Origin of the sequence: Magnetospirillum sp. (assembly GCA_027532905.1) — a bacterium.
In the GTDB taxonomy this organism is placed as follows: domain Bacteria; phylum Pseudomonadota; class Alphaproteobacteria; order CACIAM-22H2; family CACIAM-22H2; genus Tagaea.
Window position 1 is genome coordinate 328751 of record JAPZUA010000004.1, and the last position, 18964, is coordinate 347714.

Here is an 18964-nt window from a genome sequence, read left to right on the forward strand (position 1 = left end):
AGAAAACGGCGGCGCCCATTCCGGCGCCGCCGCAGCCGTCGCGTTATTTACTTACGCCCGTTCGTATTTGGCAACCAAAGCTTTAGCCGCCGCGATCAATGCGTTGCCGTCGATATTTCGCTCGCGCATTTGGGCAACCCAAGCCGGAGCCACGCTCTCGGTCGCAGCAACCCAGCGCGCCTTTTCGGCAGCACTCAAGACCGAGATCGTGTTGCCGCGCGCGCGCACCATGTCCGACACGGTTTTGGCTTCGGCATCCCACATCGGACCGGCAGCGCTCGAGAAGGCCATGCCCGACTGGCGGTCGATCACGGCGCGCAATTCGGCCGGCAAACCGGCGAACTTCGCCTGGTTCATGGCGAGGAAAAAGCTCGCCGTATAGAGTGCCGGCGAGCCCGGGATTTCGGTGTGGAAGCGCACGAGCTCGTGCACGCGAACCGAAGGCACCACCTCCCACGGAATGACGGCGCCGTCGATGACGCGCTGGGCCAGCGACTCGGGCACTTGCGGCACCGGCATGCCGACCGAGACGGCCCCCAGCGCCTTCAAGGCTTCGCCGGCAAGACGCGTCGGGTTGCGCAGCTTGAGCCCGCGCAGATCGTCGAGCGACTGGATCTGCTTGTTGGCGTGGATCACGCCCGCATCGTGCGCCCAATAGGCGAGCAGCTTCACGTCGCGCGTTTCTTCGGCCAGATGCGTGTCGGCGAATTCCTGGGCCGCACGCGCATTGACCGAGCCGCGCTGCGAAGCAAGAAACGGCAGTTCGAATACTTCCGTGCGCGGGAAGCGGCCCGGCGTGTTGCCCGGCAGCGTCCAAATGATGTCGGCCACGCCGTCGCGCGCCTGGTTGTAGAGCTGCGGCGGCGTGCCACCGAGCTGCATCGACGGGAACAGCTCGATCTTCAGCGCATTGTTGCTGGCCGCCGCAATGCGGTCGGCCCACGGCTGCAGCACCTTGGTGTGCACGTTCGAAACGGCGGGCAGGAAATGGTGCAGGCGCAACGTCACGGCCTGCGCATGCGCCGGGCGCACGATCGCCGGGGCGGCAAGGGCCGCCAAGCCAGTCGCAAGCACGGTGCGGCGGTTCAGAGACGGAATCAGGGATTTCATCGGCGGGGGTTCCTCTCGGTTTTGCGGCCTGCCGTTTTGATTGCTGGCGACCGTCGTTTGCAATTGAGCGCAAACCTAGCACAGGGCCGCGCGCGTGCAATAGAGTGGGCGCCGCCGTTCACCCCCACATCCGACGAGACCCCAATGACCGATCTTGCCGCTGCCCGCATCGACCTTGCCGCCGCGTTCCGCTGGGCGGCGCGTCTGGGTCTCAACGAAGGGACCTGCAACCATTTCAGCCTGCAGGTCGCTCCCGACCGGTTTCTGGTCAATCCGTGGGGCCCGCATTGGGCCGAGATGCGTGGCAGCGACCTGCTGCTCGTCGATGCCGCAGGCCGCATCCTCGAGGGCAAATGGCCGATCGAAGAAACCGCGTTGTACATCCATACGCAGATCCATCTGCGCCATCCTTCGGCAACGGCCGTGCTGCACACGCACATGCCCTACGCGACCGCCTTGTGCGCAGTCGAAGGCGGGCGCATCGAGCCGTGCGTGCAGACGTCTTTGCGCTTCTACGGCCGGGTTTCCTACGACGACGACTATAACGGCCTTGCCGACGGTCCCGAGGAGGGTGCGCGCATGGCCGCCAAGATGGACGGCAAGCCTGTGCTGTTTTTGGCCAACCACGGCGTGATCGTGACGGGCCCCACGGTCGGCGAAGCGTTCGACGAACTTTTTTATCTCGAACGCGCCGCCCAAGCCCAGGTGTTGGCCATGTCGACCGGGCGGCCGCTCAAGCTCGTACCCGGCCAGCTTGCCGCGCGCACTTCGCGCCAGATGGAAGACGGGCGCGCGGCCTATGCGCGCGTCCATTTCGACGCGCTCAAGCGCATGCTGGCGCGCGACGAACCCGAATTCGCGGACTGAAGACGACCCCGCTTCAAAATTCGGCGCCGTCGCCGCGGTAGTGGACGGAGATGGCCATCAAATGCCGCAGATGGCTGTCCGCGACGGCGAACGGAACGATGAGATTTTCGACTTCGAAATAGTCCATCTTGGCCCAGAACCGCGCCGGACCGCGTCGCCATGTGCAGACTCCTGCGCGCGCGCCGAGCCAATAGCGATCGAGCAGCTGTGGATTTTCCTTCAAGCGCGCCGCCAGAACCTCGTGCAAGAATTTCCCGGTCGGCTCGAACCCCATGCCAGCCACGATCTTGGTGCCGGCAAGGCGGTAGCGAAGAATGGCTTTGTCGAAATCGGCTTCGACGATCCAGATATTCGGCAGCAGATCGGGAATGTCCATCGGATCGAAATGCGCGCGCGAGGGCAGGCCGCCGTCGCGACGGCACGCTTGCGTGTAGTGCCAGAAACGCTGGATCCGCAGATTGGCAGCGCCGAGATCGGCGTCGGCATGGATCTCGACGAAATCCGGCTGCGGCATCTGTTTCGAGAATCCAAAGGTGCGGATGGCGGGGCACGCGCGATCGCAATTTCTCCGACACGATACGTGCGATTTGGTTTTGAAGTAAACCAAATGGACTTGCCGCAGGTGCTTGCGTCACGCACGACGGCGTTGCAACCGCAAAAATTCAGGCGGCACAAAAAGAAAGGGCCGCGCCCGAAGGCACGGCCCAAGTTTAGGGAGGAAACGCCCACGAAACGGCACAAAGGCCATTTCGAGCTGCGACAATCAATGTCGCAACGCACAATTTAATTGTTGCGGCGCAAAAATCAAGGCCTAATCCGACCAACTCTGTTAAAAATCAGAGACTAAGACGCTTTCAGGCATTATCCGCCTGACTTTGCAGGACATTTGTTTCAGAAAAACTGTGTCAGAATACCGCAGCGCACCATAACACCGCCTTCTGGCGAGCCCGCAGCGCCGACCCCTTGCCCTCCCCGCATTCCAAAGACCAGAATGGCTCGACAGGCAAAAAAGGGCCGCCGCCGCAAATGGCAACCACGACGCAGCTTCCGAACGCGCAGGCGGTTTGGGCCAAGACCCAGTTCGACGGGTCGGCGACGCGCGTGGCGCTGGGCGGACGCTGGACGCTCGCGAACGCGTCGATGCTCGAAACCGCCATGCAGTCGCTCGACACGAAAGGCGCCGAGCTTCTGCACATCGATTTGGCGGCGGTGGACGCGATCGACACGTGCGGCGCGTGGATCTTGCACCGGCAGCTGCGGCGCTGGCAGGGCAGCGGCGCGCAGATCGAACTCGTCAGCACCAGCGATGCGCAAGCAGCCCTGCTCGAGCGCATGGGCGTTGCCGACGAAGAGCGTGTACCGCTCTTGCGCAAAAGCGACAGCGCGTTCACAGAACTTGCGATTCGCGCCGGCAAGGCCGCAACGGAAGTGGCGCGCGAAGCCAAAGCGCTGATCGCGTTCGTGGGTTCCGCAACCGTGTGCGCGCTGCGTGCACTCCGCAGTCCGGGGCGCGTGCGCTTCGTGAGCACGGTCCACCATATCGAACGCATCGGGATCGACGCCGTGCCGATCCTGGGGCTGCTGGCGTTTCTGATCGGCGTGGTGCTGGCCTTCCAGGGTGCGGACCAGCTGCGCGCGTACGGGGCCGAAGTCTTCACGATCAATCTTCTGGGCGTGTCGATCCTGCGCGAGATCGGCGTGTTGATCACGGCGATCATGGTCGCCGGGCGCACGGGCAGCGCCTTTGCGGCCGAAATCGGCACGATGAAGGTGAACCAGGAAGTGGACGCCATGCGCACGATCGGGCTCGACCCGATGGAGACGCTGGTGCTGCCGCGCCTGCTCGCGCTCGCGATCACGCTGCCGCTGCTCGTGTTCTTCGCCAACACGATGGCGCTGGTGGGCGGCGCGGTCATGGTGATGCTGGGGCTCGATCTGTCGTTCGAGCAGTTCGTCGAGCAGCTCTCGAACGCCGTGCAGCTGAACACGCTCGCGGTCGGCCTCATCAAAGCGCCGGTCTTCGCGGTGCTGATCGGCATCGTGTCGTGCTACGAGGGCCTCAAGGTCTCGGGCTCGGCCGAGAGCGTGGGCCGGCATACGACGCAATCGGTCGTCAAATCGATCTTCCTCGTGATCGTGTTCGATGCGGCGTTCTCGATCTTCTTTTCGCGGATCGGCCTATGAGCGACGGCGCAGCCGACAATGTGATCCGCGTGCGCGGCCTCATCACGCGATTCGGCGCCCAGACCGTGCATGACGGGCTCGATCTCGACGTGCGGCGCGGCGAAATTCTCGCCATCGTCGGCGGCTCGGGCACGGGAAAATCCGTGCTGCTGCGCACGATCCTGGGCTTGAAATCGCCGGACGGCGGCACGGTCGAGCTACTGGGAGCCGATCTCGAAGCGCTCGACGAAGAAGCCCGCCGCCCGGTTCTGAAACGCATCGGCGTGCTGTTCCAAGACGGCGCTCTGTTCAGTGCGCGCACGGTCGCCCAGAACGCGCGCCTGCCCTTCCTCGAACACACGAAGGTCGACCACCGCCTCGTGACGCAGCTGATCCGCGTGAAACTGTCGATGGTGGGGCTGCCGCAGTCGGCGGGCGCCAAGCTACCCTCCGAATTGTCGGGCGGCATGCGCAAGCGCGCGGGCCTTGCGCGCGCGATCGCCCTCGACCCCGACATTCTGTTTCTCGACGAGCCTACGGCCGGGCTCGATCCGATCGGGGCCGCGAATTTCGACAGCCTCATCCGCGACCTCCAGCAGGCGCTGGCGCTCACGGTCGTGATGGTCACGCACGACGTGGACACGCTGTGCGCGATCGCCGACCGCGTGGCCGTGCTGATCGACAGCAAAATCATCGTCGGAACGCTGGACGAAATCCGCGCGCACCCGCATCCTTGGATCCAGGCCTATTTCGACGGGCCGCGCGGGCGGGCCGCACGCACGGGTCTTGCCGTTTCGGCCGGCGCTGCCAAAGAAGGAACTTAGATCGTGGAAACGCGCGCCAACTATTTCCTCGTCGGCTGCTTCGTGCTGGCCCTGATGGCAGGCATTTTCTTCGCCGGCATCTGGTTTGCGCGCGCCAATCTCGGCGAAGAAAGCACCTTCTACTACACATATTTCAACGGCTCGGTGACCGGCCTCTCGGAAGGCTCGGTCGTGCGCTATCGCGGCGTGCCGGTGGGCACCGTGTCGGATATCGCACTCGATGCAGGGAACGTCGAGCTAGTGCAGGTCACGCTCGCCCTGCGGCCCGACACGCCGATCAAGACCGACACGGTCGCAGGGCTGCAGCCGCAAGGCATCACCGGTCTTGCCTTCGTGCAGCTGAGCGGCGGAACCCAGAACGCGCCGCTGCTCTTGCCGCGCGAGGGCAAACGGCGCGCCGTCATCCCATCGCGGCCCTCGGCCCTCGAGCAGATCATGTCCGATGCGCCGCTCGCCGTGGCGCGCATCGCCGAGCTTGCCGAGCGCATTGCAGCCGTGCTCAACGACGACAACATTAAGAACGTCGATCGCCTGATCGACAGTTCGGCCGACGCCGCCGGCAATCTCGCCAACGCCATGCTCGGCGTCGAAACCTTGGTCTACGACGCCAACGCCACGCTCAAACGGGTCGACCGGCTGCTGGGAGCGGTCGATGCCGCAACCGGCGACGTGCGCGGACTCATCGCCGACAGCCGCCGCACCTTGCGCGACGTGGGCGACGTCGGGCCGCAAGCAGCAGGCGCACTCGACGAACTCAAGCGCACGGCCGGCAATTTCGGGCGCGTGGCCGACGTGCTCGAACAGACCGTGCAGGCAGCGCGCCCCGGCGTGCAGGATTTCGGCCAGCACGGTGTTTACGAACTGCAGCAATTCATGACCGAGGGGCGCGCGCTGATGGCCACACTCAACCGCGTGATCGCGACGTTCGAGCGCGATCCCGCCCGCTTCCTGTTCGGCGACCAGCAAAAAGGGGTCGAAGCGCGATGAGCGTTCTGCCGCACGAAACCACGCGCCGCAATTTCCTGGGGCTTGCTTGCCTTGCCGCCGCCGGCACGGTTGCGGGTTGCCAATTGCCTGGTTCCGGCGATCCGCCGCAGCTATTCACCCTCACGCCCAAATCGACCTTCGCAAGCGACCTGCCGCGCGCCGACTGGCAGCTTGCCGTGGAAATGCCGGTCGCTTCGGGCGGCATCGACAGCTCGCGCATCGCACTCGCCCGCTCGTCCGTGACGCTCGACTATTTCGCCCGCGCCAACTGGACCGACACGGCCCCGCGCATGGTGCAGACGCTGCTGGTCGAGAGTTTCGAGAATACCGGGCGCATCGTGGCGGTGGGCCGCGAATCGTCGAGCTTGCGGCCCGACTATCTGCTCAAAGTGGATCTGCGCGAGTTCCAGGCCGAACTGCGCGGCAATGCGCCGCCCTCGGCGCGCGTGCGGCTTGCCGTTCGCCTCGTGCGCCTGCCCGATCGCGTCGTCGTCGCAAGCTTCGCGCACGAAGCCCAGCAGCCGGCGGTCAACAGCGACATCCACAATATCGTGCTCGCCTTCGACGAGGCATTGGGCACGGCGATGCGCCGCGTCGTCGAGTGGACCTTGCGCACGGCCGCACCGCGCCGGGCTTGAAGTTCAACGTACGATCAAGGATTCGATCGCGTCGCTGTCTTTGGCCCATTTGAGCCAATCGGCCGCACCGAGACCGTATTTGTTGGCGTGCGCGCGGTTAGCACCCGCAGCCGCCAAACGGGCCGCACACGCCGCCTGGCCGCGCGCACAAGCATACATGAAGGCCGTGTTGCCGAAATCGTCGGTCGTGTCGGGCTTGGCACCGCGTGCGAGCAGCAATTCGAGTGCTGGCAGGCTGCCGCGTGCCGCCGCGCGCATCAATGCGGTCAAACCGCCCGAGCCGCGGATTTCAGGATCGGGCGTACGGTCGAGAATGCGCGCGATTTCGGCTGTGTCGCCGCGCTCGGCAGCCGCAATTAGGGCAGGTGTTCGTTCCATGGCGCGATAGGTGCCCTTTTGGCCGCACTTGCGTCAAGACCGGCGTTGGCGCGACAGTGCCGTCCCGTCTTTACCCGTCGCAGGAACCGTTCAATGGAAAACCGCACCGTCGCCACCGCCATGCGCCGCAAGCTTGAAGCGGCCCTCGCCCCGTCGATGCTGGAGATCGACGACGATTCGGCCAAACATGCCGGCCATGTCGGGGCGCGGGTGGGCGGGGAATCGCATTTCAACGTGCGCATCGTGAGTGCGGCTTTCGCCGGCAAATCGCGCGTCGATCGCCAACGCCTCGTGCACGGCATTCTGGCCGAAGAGCTGGCCGGGCCCGTACATGCGCTGGCCTTGTCGCTGAAAGCTCCCGCCGAGAGCTGAAATTCTTGACGCCGCGTCGATCAGGGCGCCAGCTTGCCGGGACGCTTTGCCGAATCTTCAATTTACGATATATTAATTTATGGGATTATCGTCAAAAATGAAGATGGCAACGGCGGCGCCGCCGCGCCCGCGCAATGTGCGCATCCACGGGCGTCGCACGAGCATGCGGCTCGAAACGCCGTTCTGGACCGAACTTGAAGAAATCGCGCACACGCTCGAGATGCCGATCGAAACGCTGTGCGAGCGCATCGCCGACACTGCGCATCGCGGCAATCTCTCCTCGGCAATCCGCGTTTTCGTGCTCGCTTGGTCGCGCAAGAAAACGCGCAAGCACCTGCGCAGCCGCGTGAACTAGTTTTTGCCCGTGTAAAGCTGCGGCCAGTGCGCGGCGACGACCGGGCTGTCGGCGGCAAGCGCGTGGCAGGTGTCGAGAAAGCCCGCGCGCCCATCCTCGGCCGGTTTTTCCTTGGCGCGCAGCGGCACGATCGTCTGAAAAGCGGCCGTCGCCATGGCGCCAAGCGCCAGTTCCACCAAATGCGTGCAGCCTTTGACCCCGCCCAAGCGCTCCTGCACGTGTTTGCGCCAGCCTTTGCCGATGCGCAAACCCACGAGCGCCTGGAAATTCGGCACGATGGCAGGGCACATCTCGAACGGGCTTGCGTCGGTCGAGGCTGCGACCGCATGCACGAGATAGCCGTCGTCGATCGTGAGGCGCAGCCGCATCTCGTGCAGCGGCGTGCCGGGGGCAAGGTGCCCGCGCCATTGATTGTCGAATCCGTAGGCTTTGGTGTCGACCAGATGGCCTTCGATGTCCCACAGCCCGTCGGCGCGCCGGTAACCGCTGCATTCGATGCGGCGGGTGTGAATGGGTTCGCGGGCGATTTCGGGTTCGGGCAAGGGCATGCACGATGTTCCCAGAAATCGCGCCTACGCACAAAAACAAAAGCAGCAGGTGCGCCAGGTCTTACGTGAGCCCGTAACCGGCCGAGCCCGAGATGAACGCGTCGCGCTCCTGCAGGCCTTGTTCGAGTTCCCCCAGTGCAGTCGCGTAAAGGTCGCGCACCGACACGATGCCGATAAGACGCGTGCCATCGACGACCGGCAAATGGCGATAGCCGTGCTTGCGCATCATGTCGAGCGCTTCGCCCGCGGCGTCGTCGGGGCCGATCGTGTCGGGATTGGGCGTCATCACTTCAGCGAGCGTCGTTGCGTCCGGATCGCGGCGCCCGGCCACGACCTTCGTCATCACGTCGCGCTCGGTGAAGATACCCGCCATACGACCGGCCGCATCGACCACCACAACCGCACCGATGCGCCGGCTCGCCATCGCGATCGAGGCCTCGCGCACGCTCATGCTCGAGCTGGCCGTGGCAATGTTCTGGACGCCCGAAATCACGTCGGGAACGATTTTACGGTTCATCGATACCCTCCCTGGATGCGGCGCTTATATGTTTGCGTAGACCGCGACGTACAAATGATAGCGCCGCTTGGGCCGTGCTTGGCAAGGCCGTTCGTCAGGCGGCAACGCCGTCGGGTGCGGTCTTTTGCGCTGCCGCATCGCCGATCGCCAGTATTCGCAAGGTTGCGATCTGGTTGCGTTTGCGGCGCAATATTTCGAAACGCAACCCGTGGAAGGTCAGAATCTGGCCGACATCGGGGATTCGGCGCGCCTCATAGAGCACAAGGCCGGCGATCGTGGCCGCGTCTTCGTCGGGCAGGCGCCAGTCGAACTGGCGGTTCAAATCGCGGATCGTGACCGACCCATCGACGATGAAACTGCCGTCAGCCTGCGGGCGCACGCCCGGCACTTTGAACTCATGTTTCTCGGCGATGTCGCCGACGATTTCTTCCAGAATGTCTTCGAGTGTCACGACCCCCATGAGGCCGCCATATTCATCGACGACGAGCGCGAAATGCTCGCGTCGGCGGCGGAACGCCTCGAGCTGGTCGAGCAGACTCGTGGAATCGGGGATGAACCAGGCGCGGCCCGCGATCTGGGCGATGTCGATCGTCGTGGGATCGCCGCCATTGGCACGCAAGGCCGCGAGCAGCGCTTTGGCGTGCAAGACGCCGATCACGTTGTCTTGCGTGCCGCGCCACAGCGGAATGCGTGTGTGCGGGCTCGACAGCGCCTGCTCGAGGATGGCGGCCGGCGGCTGGTCGGCGTCGATCGCCACGACCTGGCGGCGATGGATCATGATGTCCGACACGGCCACGTCGGCCAAATCGAGGATCGAGCGCAGCATCTGGCGCTCTTTGCGCACGGTCGAAGCCCCGCTTGCTTCGCCCGAGCCGTGCAGCTCGATGGCCCCGCGCAGCTCCTCGGCGGCGGCCTCGGCCGTGGGCTCGTTGTAGCGCACGCCGAGCATGCTCAGCATGGTTTTGGCCGCGACGCGCGTTGCCGTCGCCAGCGGCGACAAGAACGCCATCATCGCGCGCGCAAACGGGGCCAGCATCAGCGCCACGCGGTCCGCATTGGCAAGCGCCCACATTTTCGGCATGACCTCGCCGAACACCACGACCAGTACCGTCATGATGATTGTCGCGTAGAGCACGCCTGCATCGCCGAAGAGCGCGATCAAAGCGCTCGTGGTCAAGGCCGAGCCCAGAATATTGACGAGGTTGTTGCCGAGCAACACGGCGCTGATGAACTGGTCGCGCTGGTCGCGCAGGCGGTTCACGAGACCGGCCCGGCGTGAGCCCTGGCGCTCCATCTCAGCAAGGCGCGGGCGCGACGCAGACGTGATCGAGGTCTCGACCGCCGACAAGAGGGCCGCCACGACAAGCAGCACGATCACGGCCACGACCACGAACCAATTGGGCAGGTCCGGCATGGAGGGCAATTCGAACCCTTCGAAATTCATCGTCCGGCCTCCGCGGTCATGAAGCCCCGCAAGGCGGCCGCATCGATGTCGGACGCCACGAAGGCTTTGCCGATACCGCGTGCGAGAATGAACGTGAGTTTGCCGTCGCGCACTTTTTTGTCGTGTCCCATATGGTCGATCAATGTGGATGCAGCAAAGCCGCGCTGCGTGTCGAGGCGCGTGGGCAGGCCCGTGGCGTCAAGATGGGCCGCAACGCGCGCCGCCTCAGGTGCCGCACAAAGTCCGAGCTTGGCCGAAAAATCGAACGCCTGGCGCATGCCGATCGCCACGGCTTCGCCGTGCAAGAGATCGAGGCCGAAACCAGTTTCGGCCTCCAGCGCATGGCCGAATGTGTGGCCGAGATTGAGAAGGGCGCGCAAGCCTGCCTCGCGCTCGTCGGCCGCCACAATGCGCGCTTTGGCGGCAACGGCTGCGCGTACGGCGGTGCGACGCGCATCGCCCGATCCAGCGAGCACGGCAGCCGCATTGGCCTCGCACCACGCGAAGAAGGCCGGATCGTCGATGAGGCCGTATTTGACCGTCTCGGCATAGCCTGCGCGCAGTTCGCGGGGCGCCAGCGTGTCGAGCGTGCCGAGATCGCACAGCACCAGACGCGGCTGGTGGAAGGCGCCGACGAGGTTTTTGCCGTAGCGCGTGTTGACCGCCGTTTTGCCGCCGACCGAGCTGTCGACTTGGGCGAGCAGCGTGGTCGGGCATTGCACGAAATCCACGCCGCGCAGCAGCAAAGCGGCTGCAACGCCGGTCATGTCGCCGATCACCCCACCGCCCAAGGCCAGCAGAATGTCGCCGCGCTCGGGCCGGTGGGCCAGCACCGCGTCCAGCAGCGTGCCAAGATGCGCCCAGTCCTTGCTGGTTTCGCCGGGCGGCTGCACGAAGGTTTTGTGGACAAGCCCGGCAGCGTCCAAGCCTGCCTCGAGGCGCGGCAGATGCAACGCGGCAACTGTGCTGTCGGTCACGACGAACACGCGCTTGGCTGGCCGCACCACCAAGATCGCAGCCCCGGCCGTCTCGAGCAGGCCAGCGCCGATTTTGACGTCGTAGCTGCGCTGGTCGAGGGCAACGCGCACTGTGTCGGCGGCACCGCTCATGGCGATCCCGCCTCGACGCCGGGCTGCGCGCAATAGGCCGAGATGGCGGTGATCACGCGCTGCGTGGTTTCGTCGGGCGACGCTTCGCTCGACTGAACATGGAGATCGGCCAGCGCATAGATTGGGTCGCGAGCGGCCATCAGCTGCGCCAAAATCTCACGCGGATCGCCGCTGTTGAGCAGCGGGCGGTGCGTGCGCTTGGCCGTGCGTCGCACCAGCGTGTCGAGATCGGCCTGCAGCCACACGGATAGACCGCGCTGCTTGATCGCGTCGCGCGTCTGCGGATCCATGAAAGCGCCGCCGCCCGTGGCCATTACGCCGCGCGCACCCTCAAGCAGGCGCAAGATCACGCGCCGTTCGACGTCGCGGAACGCCGTCTCGCCGTAAAGTTCGAAAATCTCGGCGATCGAGCAGCCGGCTGCCGTCTCGACCTCGCGGTCGGTATCCACAAACGGCAGGCCAATGCGCGCAGCCAAGCGCTTGCCGATCGCACTCTTGCCGGCTCCCATCAAGCCGACCATCACGATCGAACGCTGGGCCCGCACAAGCGGCGTGCTCGCCGCTTCGGGCGGCATCGGGGACGAAAACGATAAGGTCATCGTTGTCAGGACGTGGGAACGCGAAAACGCCGCACCGCACCCGACGTTTCGGTGCGTGCGTGAACCTCGCCTTTCCTCTTGCGCAACTGCCTCATGGCAAGCGAGTGTAGCAAACCACGCTGCCGCCTGCACGAGGCTCGCGAGGAATCGTTTTTTGTACACGCTTTCAAGGGTTTGACAGAAGATGCGACGCCCCTTTCTGCTCATTCTTGTGGTCGTTGCGGCGGCCCTTGCCGCCGGGGTGTCGTTCCTGGCGAGCTGGGATATCCCTGCACCGACCGCGCGAATCGAAAAGACGATCCCCAATGACCGCCTGCCGCGCTGACCGCACCATGCGTGCCCTGCTGATCGCACCGCTTATGGCCGCGGGGCTGCTGGCCGCCGGTGCGGCTGCACCTGCTTTCGCCCAAAACCCCGGCTCGAACCTGCTGCGTCCGCCGCCGCCGCGCGTCGAACCGCCGCCTGCCGCGACAGCCGATCCTGCGGGTGAGGCAGCCCCGCGCACCACGCCGCAACTGCAAGCACCGGCCGGGATCGAGGTCGAAGTCGCCCGCCCGCTCGACCCAGAGGCGATCGGTCTTATCGATGCGGCGCGCGGCGGCTTTCCGCCCGATGCGTGGGCGGCGAGCGGGCGTGCTTTTGCCGAGCGCCTTGTGCGCGACCTGCCCGCCCCGCTTGCCTCGCAGCCTTTGCGCGAATTGGCGTGGCGCACGCTTGCTTCGACAGCGGCAGGACCGCTGGTGGCGACGTCGCTCGCCGCACCGGGTGCAAACGCCCAAGCGAACTTCGCGGGCTTGCGCGCAGGCCGGCTGCGCGCCCTTGGCGACATCGAATCGGCGGCCGAGCTTGCACGCCGCATTCCCGACCGCATGACGGATCCCGCCCTTGCGCGCCTGCTGATCGACGCGGCGTTTCTGGCGCAGGCCGACGAGCGGGCCTGTGCGCTGGTGCGCGAAGCGCTGGCGCGCGGCCGCGACGTGGCGCTGCAGAAGGCGCTGATGTTCTGCCAGGCCATAGCTGGCGACGGCGACCGCGCCCAGCTGGGCTTGGCGATGCTGCGCGACCAGGGCGCACCCGAAGACCCCGCGTTTGTGACCCTGCTGCTCGCGATCGGCGGCGACGGGCGCGGCGTGCGCGTCGATACCTTGCGCAATGCCGATCCGCTGTCGCTCGCCATGCTGCGCGCCGCCAAGGTTGCCCCGCCTGCCGACAGCGTGCAGAGCAACGACCCCGCCGTGCTTGCCGCCCTTGCGCGCGGCGATTGGGGCACGCCCGAATTTCGCTTGGCTGCCGCCGAACGCGCCGAAGCATTCGGCGCCATGCCGGCGGGCGAACTTGCCGATTTCTACCGCGCCATCGAACTCACCGCCGCCCAGTCGGCCGATCCGGCGGCGTTTGCGCGCGGCGACGGCGGTCCGCGCGGGCGGGCGGCCTTGTTCAAAGCCGCCGACGCAGCCCCGATCGGCCCTGCCCGCCTCACCGCGCTGCAGGCTTTGTGGAACCATGGCCGCGAGCGCGGCGGCTACGCCACGTTGGCGCGCGCGAGCGTGGTCTTGCTGGCGCAGACGCCGCCCTCGTCCGACACTCGTTTTGCCGCCGCCGATGCCGCGCGCGCCCTGTTGATGGCGGGCGAGCGCGAAGCCGCAACGGGCTGGATCCGGCTTGTACGCGCGGCCCAAATCGGCGGCGACACGGCGGCGACCAACGAGGCCGCACGCATCTGGTTGCTCGCAACTCTGGCCGGCATCGAGACCGGCGAAGCGCGCAGCTCGCCCCGCCTTGCCGCCTGGCGCCAAGCGCTCGACGCAAGCGACGCGCGTACTGCCCCAGCCCGCGCATCGCTTGGCGTTGCCCTGCTGAGCGGCCTTGGGCATCTGCCGGGCGGCGGGGCCGCCCTGGCTTTTCCGCAAACAGCACTCGAGCGCCAGACCGCAAGCTTGCCGCATCCAGCGTTGGTAACGGCACTCCACGAGGCGGGGATCGGCGGCAGGCCCGCCGAATGCGCCTTGCTCGTTGTGCATATGCTGGGCGGCGAGGGTGCAGCGGGTGCCCCCGTCTATGTGCTGCTCTCGGTGCTCGATGGTCTGCGCGCGGTCGGCCTCGAGGAAAATGCACGCCTGCTGGCCCTCGAATCCGCGATCGCGTCGGGGCTTTAGGCGTTCGGGCGATGGCGCGCGGCCGGCCGCCTGCTCCCAAGCCCGATCTGTCGCGCCACGCGACGCTGTTTCTCGAAATGATGCGCGCCGAGCGCAACGCGTCGGCCCATACCGAGCGCGCCTATTCGGTCGATCTTGCCGATTACGAAGCCTTTTTGGCCGCACGCGGCAGCAGCGTGCTGGCGTGCGATGCCGCCCTTGCGCGCGCCTACATGGCCAAGCTTGCGGCCCGCGCATTGAGCCCGCGCAGTGCAGCGCGCCGGCTTTCGGCGATGCGCCAGCTGCATCGTTTTCTGCTGGCCGAAAACCATCGCGCCGACGACCCGCTGACGAGCCTCGAGGCCCCGCGCATCGGCCGGCCGCTGCCCAAGATCTTGGCCGAAGACGAAGTCGCGCGCCTCATCGATGCCGCCCGCAGCCACACCGCCAAAGACGGCGGGCGGCTCATGTGCTTCCTCGAAGTGCTCTATTCGAGCGGGCTGCGCGTGTCGGAACTGGCCGGGCTCAAAGTGTCGGCCCTCGCGCGCGACGGCTCGTTTTTGATCGTGCGCGGCAAGGGCGACAAAGAACGCTTGATCCCGCTTGCCGCCCCTGCGCTTGCCGCGATCGCGGCGTGGCGGCAGGCGCGCGACAAGCGCAGCCCCAAAGCCGCCAAATCGCTCTATCTGTTCCCGAGTGCAGCCAAAGCCGGGCACCTTACGCCTGCGCGCATTGCCCAGCTCCTCAAGGCGTTGGCGCCGCGCGCCGGGATTGCGCCGCAGCGCCTGTCGCCGCACGTGCTGCGGCATGCGTTTGCAAGCCATCTCGTCGATCGCGGGGCCGATCTGCGCGCGGTGCAGCAGATGCTGGGCCATGCCGACATCGCCACAACCCAGATCTACACCCATGTCGGCGGCGAACGCCTGAAACAGGTTGTGGCCAAACACCATCCGCTGGCGCGCCGTCGCTGAAAGGGGGCGCAAAAACAACCGTCTTGCGCTTGTAACGCGCAAATTCAAAGGTTACACCAGCAAGACGAACATTTTGCCGGAGTCGCCCGGCGCTGTAAGGGATCCTGCCGATGGCTGCCAAAAAGAAGCCCGCCAAGAAATCCGCTGCGAAAAAGCCGGTTGCCAAACCGGCAAACGGCAAAAAAGCGACGCAAAAGAAACCACTTGCGGCCAAAAAGTCGGTCCCGGCCAAGAAGCCGATCGCGGCCAAAAAGCCCGCTCCGCCCGCGAAAAAAGCGCCTGCCGCCAAAAAGCCGGCCCCCGCCCCCAAAAAACCGCCGGTCGCGGCCAAGAAACCGGCCCCAGCGCCCAAAAAACCGGTCCTCGCCCCGAAATCGGCCGCAAAAGCGCCCACCAAGTCGGCTGCGGCGCCAGCGCCAGCGCCGGCGAAATTGGCCCCTGCGAAAGCTGCCCCGGCCAAACCGGTTGCGGCAGCCCCGGCTGGCAAACCGGTCACGGCCAAAGCCCCGCCGGCCAAGCCCGTCGCCGTTGCCCCACCGCCGCCGCCGCCCAAGCTGCCCGTGAAGGGTCCCGGCGGCACCGTGCTGCCCGACGACGGCGTGAAGCTCGACGCCAAGGTGCAGCCTGCACAGTTGGCGATTCTGACACCCGAGGCGATCGCCTTCGTGGTCGAGCTCGAGCGCAAATTCGGCGCACGCCGCCGCGACCTGTTGACCGCGCGCACGGCCCGCCAGGCGCGTCTCGATGCCGGCGAAAAACCCGATTTTTCGCCGATGACGCGCAGCGTGCGCGAAGGCGACTGGACGGTCGCCCCACTGCCCAAAGACATCCTCGATCGCCGCGTCGAAATTACCGGCCCCGTCGACCGCAAGATGGTCATCAACGCGCTCAACTGCGGTGCGAACGTGTTCATGGCCGATTTCGAGGACGCCTCCGCGCCAAGCTGGAACAATCTCGTCGACGGCCAGATCAATCTGCGCGACGCGGTCGCGGGCACCATCGCCTACAGCGATCCAGCCTCCGGCAAAAGCTACAAGCTCAATCCGAAACACGCCGTGCTGTTCGTGCGCCCGCGCGGGCTCGCCTTGCCCGAAAAGCATCTGACGGTCGACGGCAAGCCGATGGCAGGCGCCTTCTTCGATTTCGGTCTCTATTTCTTCCACAATGCCAAAGCGCTGCTCAAAAACGGCTCGGGCCCGTATTTCTACCTGCCCAAGCTCGAAAGCCATCTCGAGGCGCGGCTGTGGAACGACATTTTCGTGCATGCGCAGACCGCCCTCGGCATCAAGGCTGGCTCGATCAAGGCGACGGTGCTCATCGAAACGATCCTTGCCGCATTCGAGATGGACGAGATCCTCTACGAGCTGCGCGAGCATTCGGCCGGGCTCAATTGCGGGCGCTGGGACTACATCTTCAGCTTCATCAAGAAGTTCGCGACGCGCCCGGCCTGCCTGATGCCGGACCGCGGCCAGGTCACGATGGTCTCGCATTTCATGCGCGCCTACAGCCAGCTTGCGATCAAGACCTGCCACAAGCGCAACGTACACGCGATGGGCGGCATGGCGGCCCAGATCCCGATCAAAGACGACGCCGCCGCCAATGAAGCCGCCATGGACAAGGTGCGCATCGACAAGGAACGCGAAGCCGCAGACGGCCACGACGGCACGTGGGTCGCCCATCCGGGCCTCGTGGCGATCGCCAAGGCCGCGTTCGACGACAAGATGAAGGACGCCAACCAGATCGCGCGCAAACGCCAGGACGTGCACGTGGCGGCGGCTGATCTGCTGCAAGTGCCGGCCGGGACCGCAACCGAAGCGGGCCTGCGCCAAAACTGCGCTGTCGGCATCGGCTATCTCGAAGCCTGGCTGCGCGGCCAGGGCTGCGTGCCGCTCTACAATCTGATGGAAGACGCCGCCACGGCCGAGATCAGCCGCGCGCAAGTGTGGCAGCAGCTGCACCACGAAGCGCATCTCGACGACGGGCGTGCGGTCGAAAAATCCTTCGTGCGCAAGATCGTCGACGAGGAGCTCGAAAAGCTCAAGAAAAGCGTGGGCGCCGAGCGCTACGTCAAGGGCCGCTACAAAGAGGCAGCCAAGATGTTCCTCGAACTCGTGGAAGCCGAAAACTTCCCCGAATTCCTGACGCTGCCCGCCTACGACTGGCTCGTCGCCAACGAAGCCAAGCTGGGTTAAGGCGCCAGCGCCGCGGCCCCCAGAATGCGGCCGTCCGGGGCTTGCACGAGGACCGCATAGGCACGGTCGGCGGCGGCGGGTACCCGCCAATCACCCGCGCCTTCGCCCAGAATTTCGCTGCTAACGACAATATTCGCTTCGGCAAGCGTGCGCCCGGCATTCTCGCCGGCCGTCACGCGCGTCGTCCGGCCGCGCACATAGCCGACCAGCTGCACGCGTGCCCCCGCCAATGCCGCATCGGCACCGACATGCACGCGAATGTCGTTAGCCTCGCGCACGAGATCGATGTCGAAACGCGGGGCGGGTGCGGCAGTCGCTTGGGCAGCCGCTTGAATCGCACGCGCGACAGCACGGCGATCGGAGCCCACCATCTCGGCCCGCCCGTCGACCACGATCTGCGGCGTGTAGATCGCGCGCAGGCGGAACTGGTCGCCGTACTGGCGCTGGCGGCGCGTGGCCGCCGCACTCGAATACGGGTCCTTCCAGCCGAGCCGGTCCCAATAATCGACATGGTAGGCGAGTGCGAGCACATCCTTACGCTGGGCAAGCTCGCCCAACAGCGCGTCGGCTGGCGGGCACGACGAGCAGCCTTGCGAGGTGAACAATTCGACCACCACTGGCCGATCCGCTGCGGCAACCGGGTGCGCAAGGAAGCCCGCAAACAGGGCGACGAACAGCGTTTTGCGATGTGTCATGCCGCAAAGTTCGCAAGATTGCGACGCGAAGTTACGCGCGCTTGTTCCTACGCACCCGCTCGGGGTAGAAACTTGACCCATGCCCAATTCGATCCCGCTGCGCTTGAACCGCACCGAGCTTGCAGTCCCTGCAAGCCGCCCCGAGCTTTTCGCCAAGGCGGCACGCTCAGGCGCCGACGTCGTGTTTCTCGATCTCGAAGACGCGGTCGCGCCGTCCGACAAGGTCAAAGCGCGCAAGAACGCGATCGACGTGCTCAACGACATCGACTGGGCGGCCGTCGGCAAGACGGTTTCGGTGCGCGTCAACGGTGCGGACACCGAATGGATGTATCGCGACCTTGTCGATCTCGTCGAAAAAGCAGGCAACCGCCTCGATCTCTTGATGCTGCCCAAAGTGAACCGCGTCGAAGACGTGCTCGCGGTCGATATGTGGCTCACGCAGATCGAACGCGCCAAGAAGATCGAGCGGCGCATCGGGCTCGAGCTCTTGATCGAAACCGCCCAGGGCCTCGCCAACGTGGAGGCGATCGCATGTGCCGCCCCGCGCGTGGAATCGCTGATTTTCGGCGTCGGCGACTTTGCCGCCTCGACCGGCATGCGCACGACCAATATCGGCGGGCTGTCAGCGCAATACGCCGTGGACGGCAAGCAGGCCGATATTTGGCACTACGCGCTCGCGCGCATCGTGGTGGCCGCGCGTGCGGCGGGCAAGCGACCGGTCGACGGGCCTTACGCCGATTTCAACGATCCGCTCGGCATGAAGGAATCGGCGTTCCGCGCGGCGGCCTTGGGCTGCGAGGGCAAGATGGTGATCCATCCCTCGCAGATCGCGACCGTCAACGACGTGTTCACGCCGGACCCGATGGAGGTCGAGCGAGCGCGCGCGATCCTGCTCGCCATGGACGCCGCAGCCGACGAGGGCCAAGGGGCCGCCACTTTCGAAGGCCGCTTGATCGACATCGCCTCGATCCGCCAGGCGCGCGCGATCGTGGCAAAACATGGGCAGATTCGCGGCCACGGCTAGACGCTCGCCGCACCGCACAAAAGGGGTCTGGACGCC

The 18964-nt window shown here is 65.8% G+C and carries 21 protein-coding genes; 12 read left to right on the forward strand and 9 right to left on the reverse strand.

Features of this window, described 5'->3' with window-relative positions; translation table 11 throughout:
• Nucleotides 1-51: 51 nt before the first annotated feature.
• A complete protein-coding gene (locus tag O9320_15435) occupies nucleotides 52-1110 on the reverse strand; it encodes a TRAP transporter substrate-binding protein (GenBank protein MCZ8312237.1) in 1059 nt (352 codons plus the stop codon).
• A gap of 144 nt (nucleotides 1111-1254) precedes the next feature.
• Here O9320_15435 and O9320_15440 point away from each other — a divergent pair, with 144 nt between their 5' ends.
• Nucleotides 1255-1977, forward strand: a complete 723-nt coding sequence (locus O9320_15440; GenBank protein MCZ8312238.1) for an aldolase — start codon at nucleotides 1255-1257, stop codon at nucleotides 1975-1977.
• A 13-nt stretch (nucleotides 1978-1990) separates the two neighbouring features.
• On the opposite strand, the gene O9320_15445 is transcribed toward O9320_15440, so the two are convergent.
• Complete coding sequence (locus tag O9320_15445) at nucleotides 1991-2491, reverse strand: PAS domain-containing protein (GenBank protein ID MCZ8312239.1); 501 nt, start codon at nucleotides 2489-2491, stop codon at nucleotides 1991-1993.
• A gap of 512 nt (nucleotides 2492-3003) precedes the next feature.
• Between O9320_15445 and O9320_15450 the strand changes: the two genes are divergently transcribed.
• The 4 genes from O9320_15450 to O9320_15465 are packed head-to-tail and all read left to right on the forward strand — an operon-like array spanning nucleotide 3004 to nucleotide 6589.
• The gene (locus tag O9320_15450; protein ID MCZ8312240.1) at nucleotides 3004-4161 is read left to right on the forward strand and encodes an MlaE family lipid ABC transporter permease subunit; all 1158 of its coding nucleotides are present in this window, start codon (nucleotides 3004-3006) and stop codon (nucleotides 4159-4161) included.
• Nucleotides 4158-4964, forward strand: a complete 807-nt coding sequence (locus O9320_15455; protein MCZ8312241.1) for an ATP-binding cassette domain-containing protein — start codon at nucleotides 4158-4160, stop codon at nucleotides 4962-4964. Before O9320_15450 ends, O9320_15455 begins: the two co-directional genes overlap by 4 nt.
• Before the next feature lie 3 nt (nucleotides 4965-4967).
• On the forward strand, nucleotides 4968-5951 hold the full coding sequence (locus tag O9320_15460; protein MCZ8312242.1) for an MlaD family protein: 984 nt from the start codon (nucleotides 4968-4970) through the stop codon (nucleotides 5949-5951).
• Nucleotides 5948-6589, forward strand: coding sequence for an ABC-type transport auxiliary lipoprotein family protein (locus O9320_15465; GenBank protein ID MCZ8312243.1), 642 nt, complete (start codon nucleotides 5948-5950; stop codon nucleotides 6587-6589). The genes O9320_15460 and O9320_15465 overlap by 4 nt, the downstream gene beginning before the upstream one ends.
• A 3-nt stretch (nucleotides 6590-6592) precedes the next feature.
• Here the strand turns inward: O9320_15465 and O9320_15470 are convergent, their stop codons facing one another.
• On the reverse strand, nucleotides 6593-6967 hold the full coding sequence (locus tag O9320_15470) for an ankyrin repeat domain-containing protein (protein MCZ8312244.1): 375 nt from the start codon (nucleotides 6965-6967) through the stop codon (nucleotides 6593-6595).
• A 93-nt stretch (nucleotides 6968-7060) separates the two neighbouring features.
• Between O9320_15470 and O9320_15475 the strand changes: the two genes are divergently transcribed.
• Together O9320_15475 and O9320_15480 are read left to right on the forward strand one after the other, a co-directional pair.
• Entirely contained in the window at nucleotides 7061-7339 is a 279-nt protein-coding gene (locus O9320_15475) for a BolA family transcriptional regulator (protein ID MCZ8312245.1), read from the forward strand.
• A gap of 97 nt (nucleotides 7340-7436) precedes the next feature.
• Nucleotides 7437-7694: a ribbon-helix-helix domain-containing protein gene (locus O9320_15480; GenBank protein MCZ8312246.1), complete on the forward strand. Its 258-nt coding sequence runs from the start codon at nucleotides 7437-7439 to the stop codon at nucleotides 7692-7694.
• Here the strand turns inward: O9320_15480 and O9320_15485 are convergent.
• The 5 genes from O9320_15485 to O9320_15505 form a co-directional block, all read right to left on the reverse strand.
• The gene (locus O9320_15485; protein ID MCZ8312247.1) at nucleotides 7691-8242 is read right to left on the reverse strand and encodes a DUF2889 domain-containing protein; all 552 of its coding nucleotides are present in this window, start codon (nucleotides 8240-8242) and stop codon (nucleotides 7691-7693) included. The genes O9320_15480 and O9320_15485 overlap by 4 nt on opposite strands.
• Nucleotides 8243-8303: 61 nt before the next feature.
• Nucleotides 8304-8759: a CBS domain-containing protein gene (locus tag O9320_15490; GenBank protein ID MCZ8312248.1), complete on the reverse strand. Its 456-nt coding sequence runs from the start codon at nucleotides 8757-8759 to the stop codon at nucleotides 8304-8306.
• A gap of 94 nt (nucleotides 8760-8853) precedes the next feature.
• The gene (locus tag O9320_15495; protein ID MCZ8312249.1) at nucleotides 8854-10203 is read right to left on the reverse strand and encodes an HlyC/CorC family transporter; all 1350 of its coding nucleotides are present in this window, start codon (nucleotides 10201-10203) and stop codon (nucleotides 8854-8856) included.
• Complete coding sequence (aroB, locus tag O9320_15500) at nucleotides 10200-11312, reverse strand: 3-dehydroquinate synthase (protein ID MCZ8312250.1); 1113 nt, start codon at nucleotides 11310-11312, stop codon at nucleotides 10200-10202. The genes O9320_15495 and aroB overlap by 4 nt, the downstream gene beginning before the upstream one ends.
• Complete coding sequence (locus O9320_15505; protein ID MCZ8312251.1) at nucleotides 11309-11911, reverse strand: shikimate kinase; 603 nt, start codon at nucleotides 11909-11911, stop codon at nucleotides 11309-11311. The genes aroB and O9320_15505 overlap by 4 nt, the downstream gene beginning before the upstream one ends.
• A 184-nt stretch (nucleotides 11912-12095) precedes the next feature.
• Between O9320_15505 and O9320_15510 the strand changes: the two genes are divergently transcribed.
• The 4 genes from O9320_15510 (at nucleotide 12096) to aceB (ending at nucleotide 17209) form a co-directional block, all read left to right on the forward strand.
• Complete coding sequence (locus O9320_15510) at nucleotides 12096-12236, forward strand: hypothetical protein (GenBank protein MCZ8312252.1); 141 nt, start codon at nucleotides 12096-12098, stop codon at nucleotides 12234-12236.
• Nucleotides 12217-14067, forward strand: coding sequence for a hypothetical protein (locus O9320_15515; GenBank protein ID MCZ8312253.1), 1851 nt, complete (start codon nucleotides 12217-12219; stop codon nucleotides 14065-14067). Before O9320_15510 ends, O9320_15515 begins: the two co-directional genes overlap by 20 nt.
• Nucleotides 14068-14078: 11 nt before the next feature.
• On the forward strand, nucleotides 14079-15017 hold the full coding sequence (locus tag O9320_15520) for a tyrosine recombinase (GenBank protein ID MCZ8312254.1): 939 nt from the start codon (nucleotides 14079-14081) through the stop codon (nucleotides 15015-15017).
• A gap of 110 nt (nucleotides 15018-15127) precedes the next feature.
• Nucleotides 15128-17209, forward strand: a complete 2082-nt coding sequence (aceB, locus tag O9320_15525; GenBank protein MCZ8312255.1) for a malate synthase A — start codon at nucleotides 15128-15130, stop codon at nucleotides 17207-17209.
• Here aceB and O9320_15530 read toward each other — a convergent pair.
• Nucleotides 17206-17904, reverse strand: coding sequence for a DUF1223 domain-containing protein (locus O9320_15530; GenBank protein MCZ8312256.1), 699 nt, complete (start codon nucleotides 17902-17904; stop codon nucleotides 17206-17208). The two genes, aceB and O9320_15530, sit on opposite strands and share 4 nt — an antisense overlap.
• Before the next feature lie 79 nt (nucleotides 17905-17983).
• Here O9320_15530 and O9320_15535 point away from each other — a divergent pair, with 79 nt between their 5' ends.
• A complete protein-coding gene (locus tag O9320_15535) occupies nucleotides 17984-18928 on the forward strand; it encodes a CoA ester lyase (protein ID MCZ8312257.1) in 945 nt (314 codons plus the stop codon).
• The last annotated feature ends 36 nt before the right edge of the window (nucleotides 18929-18964 follow it).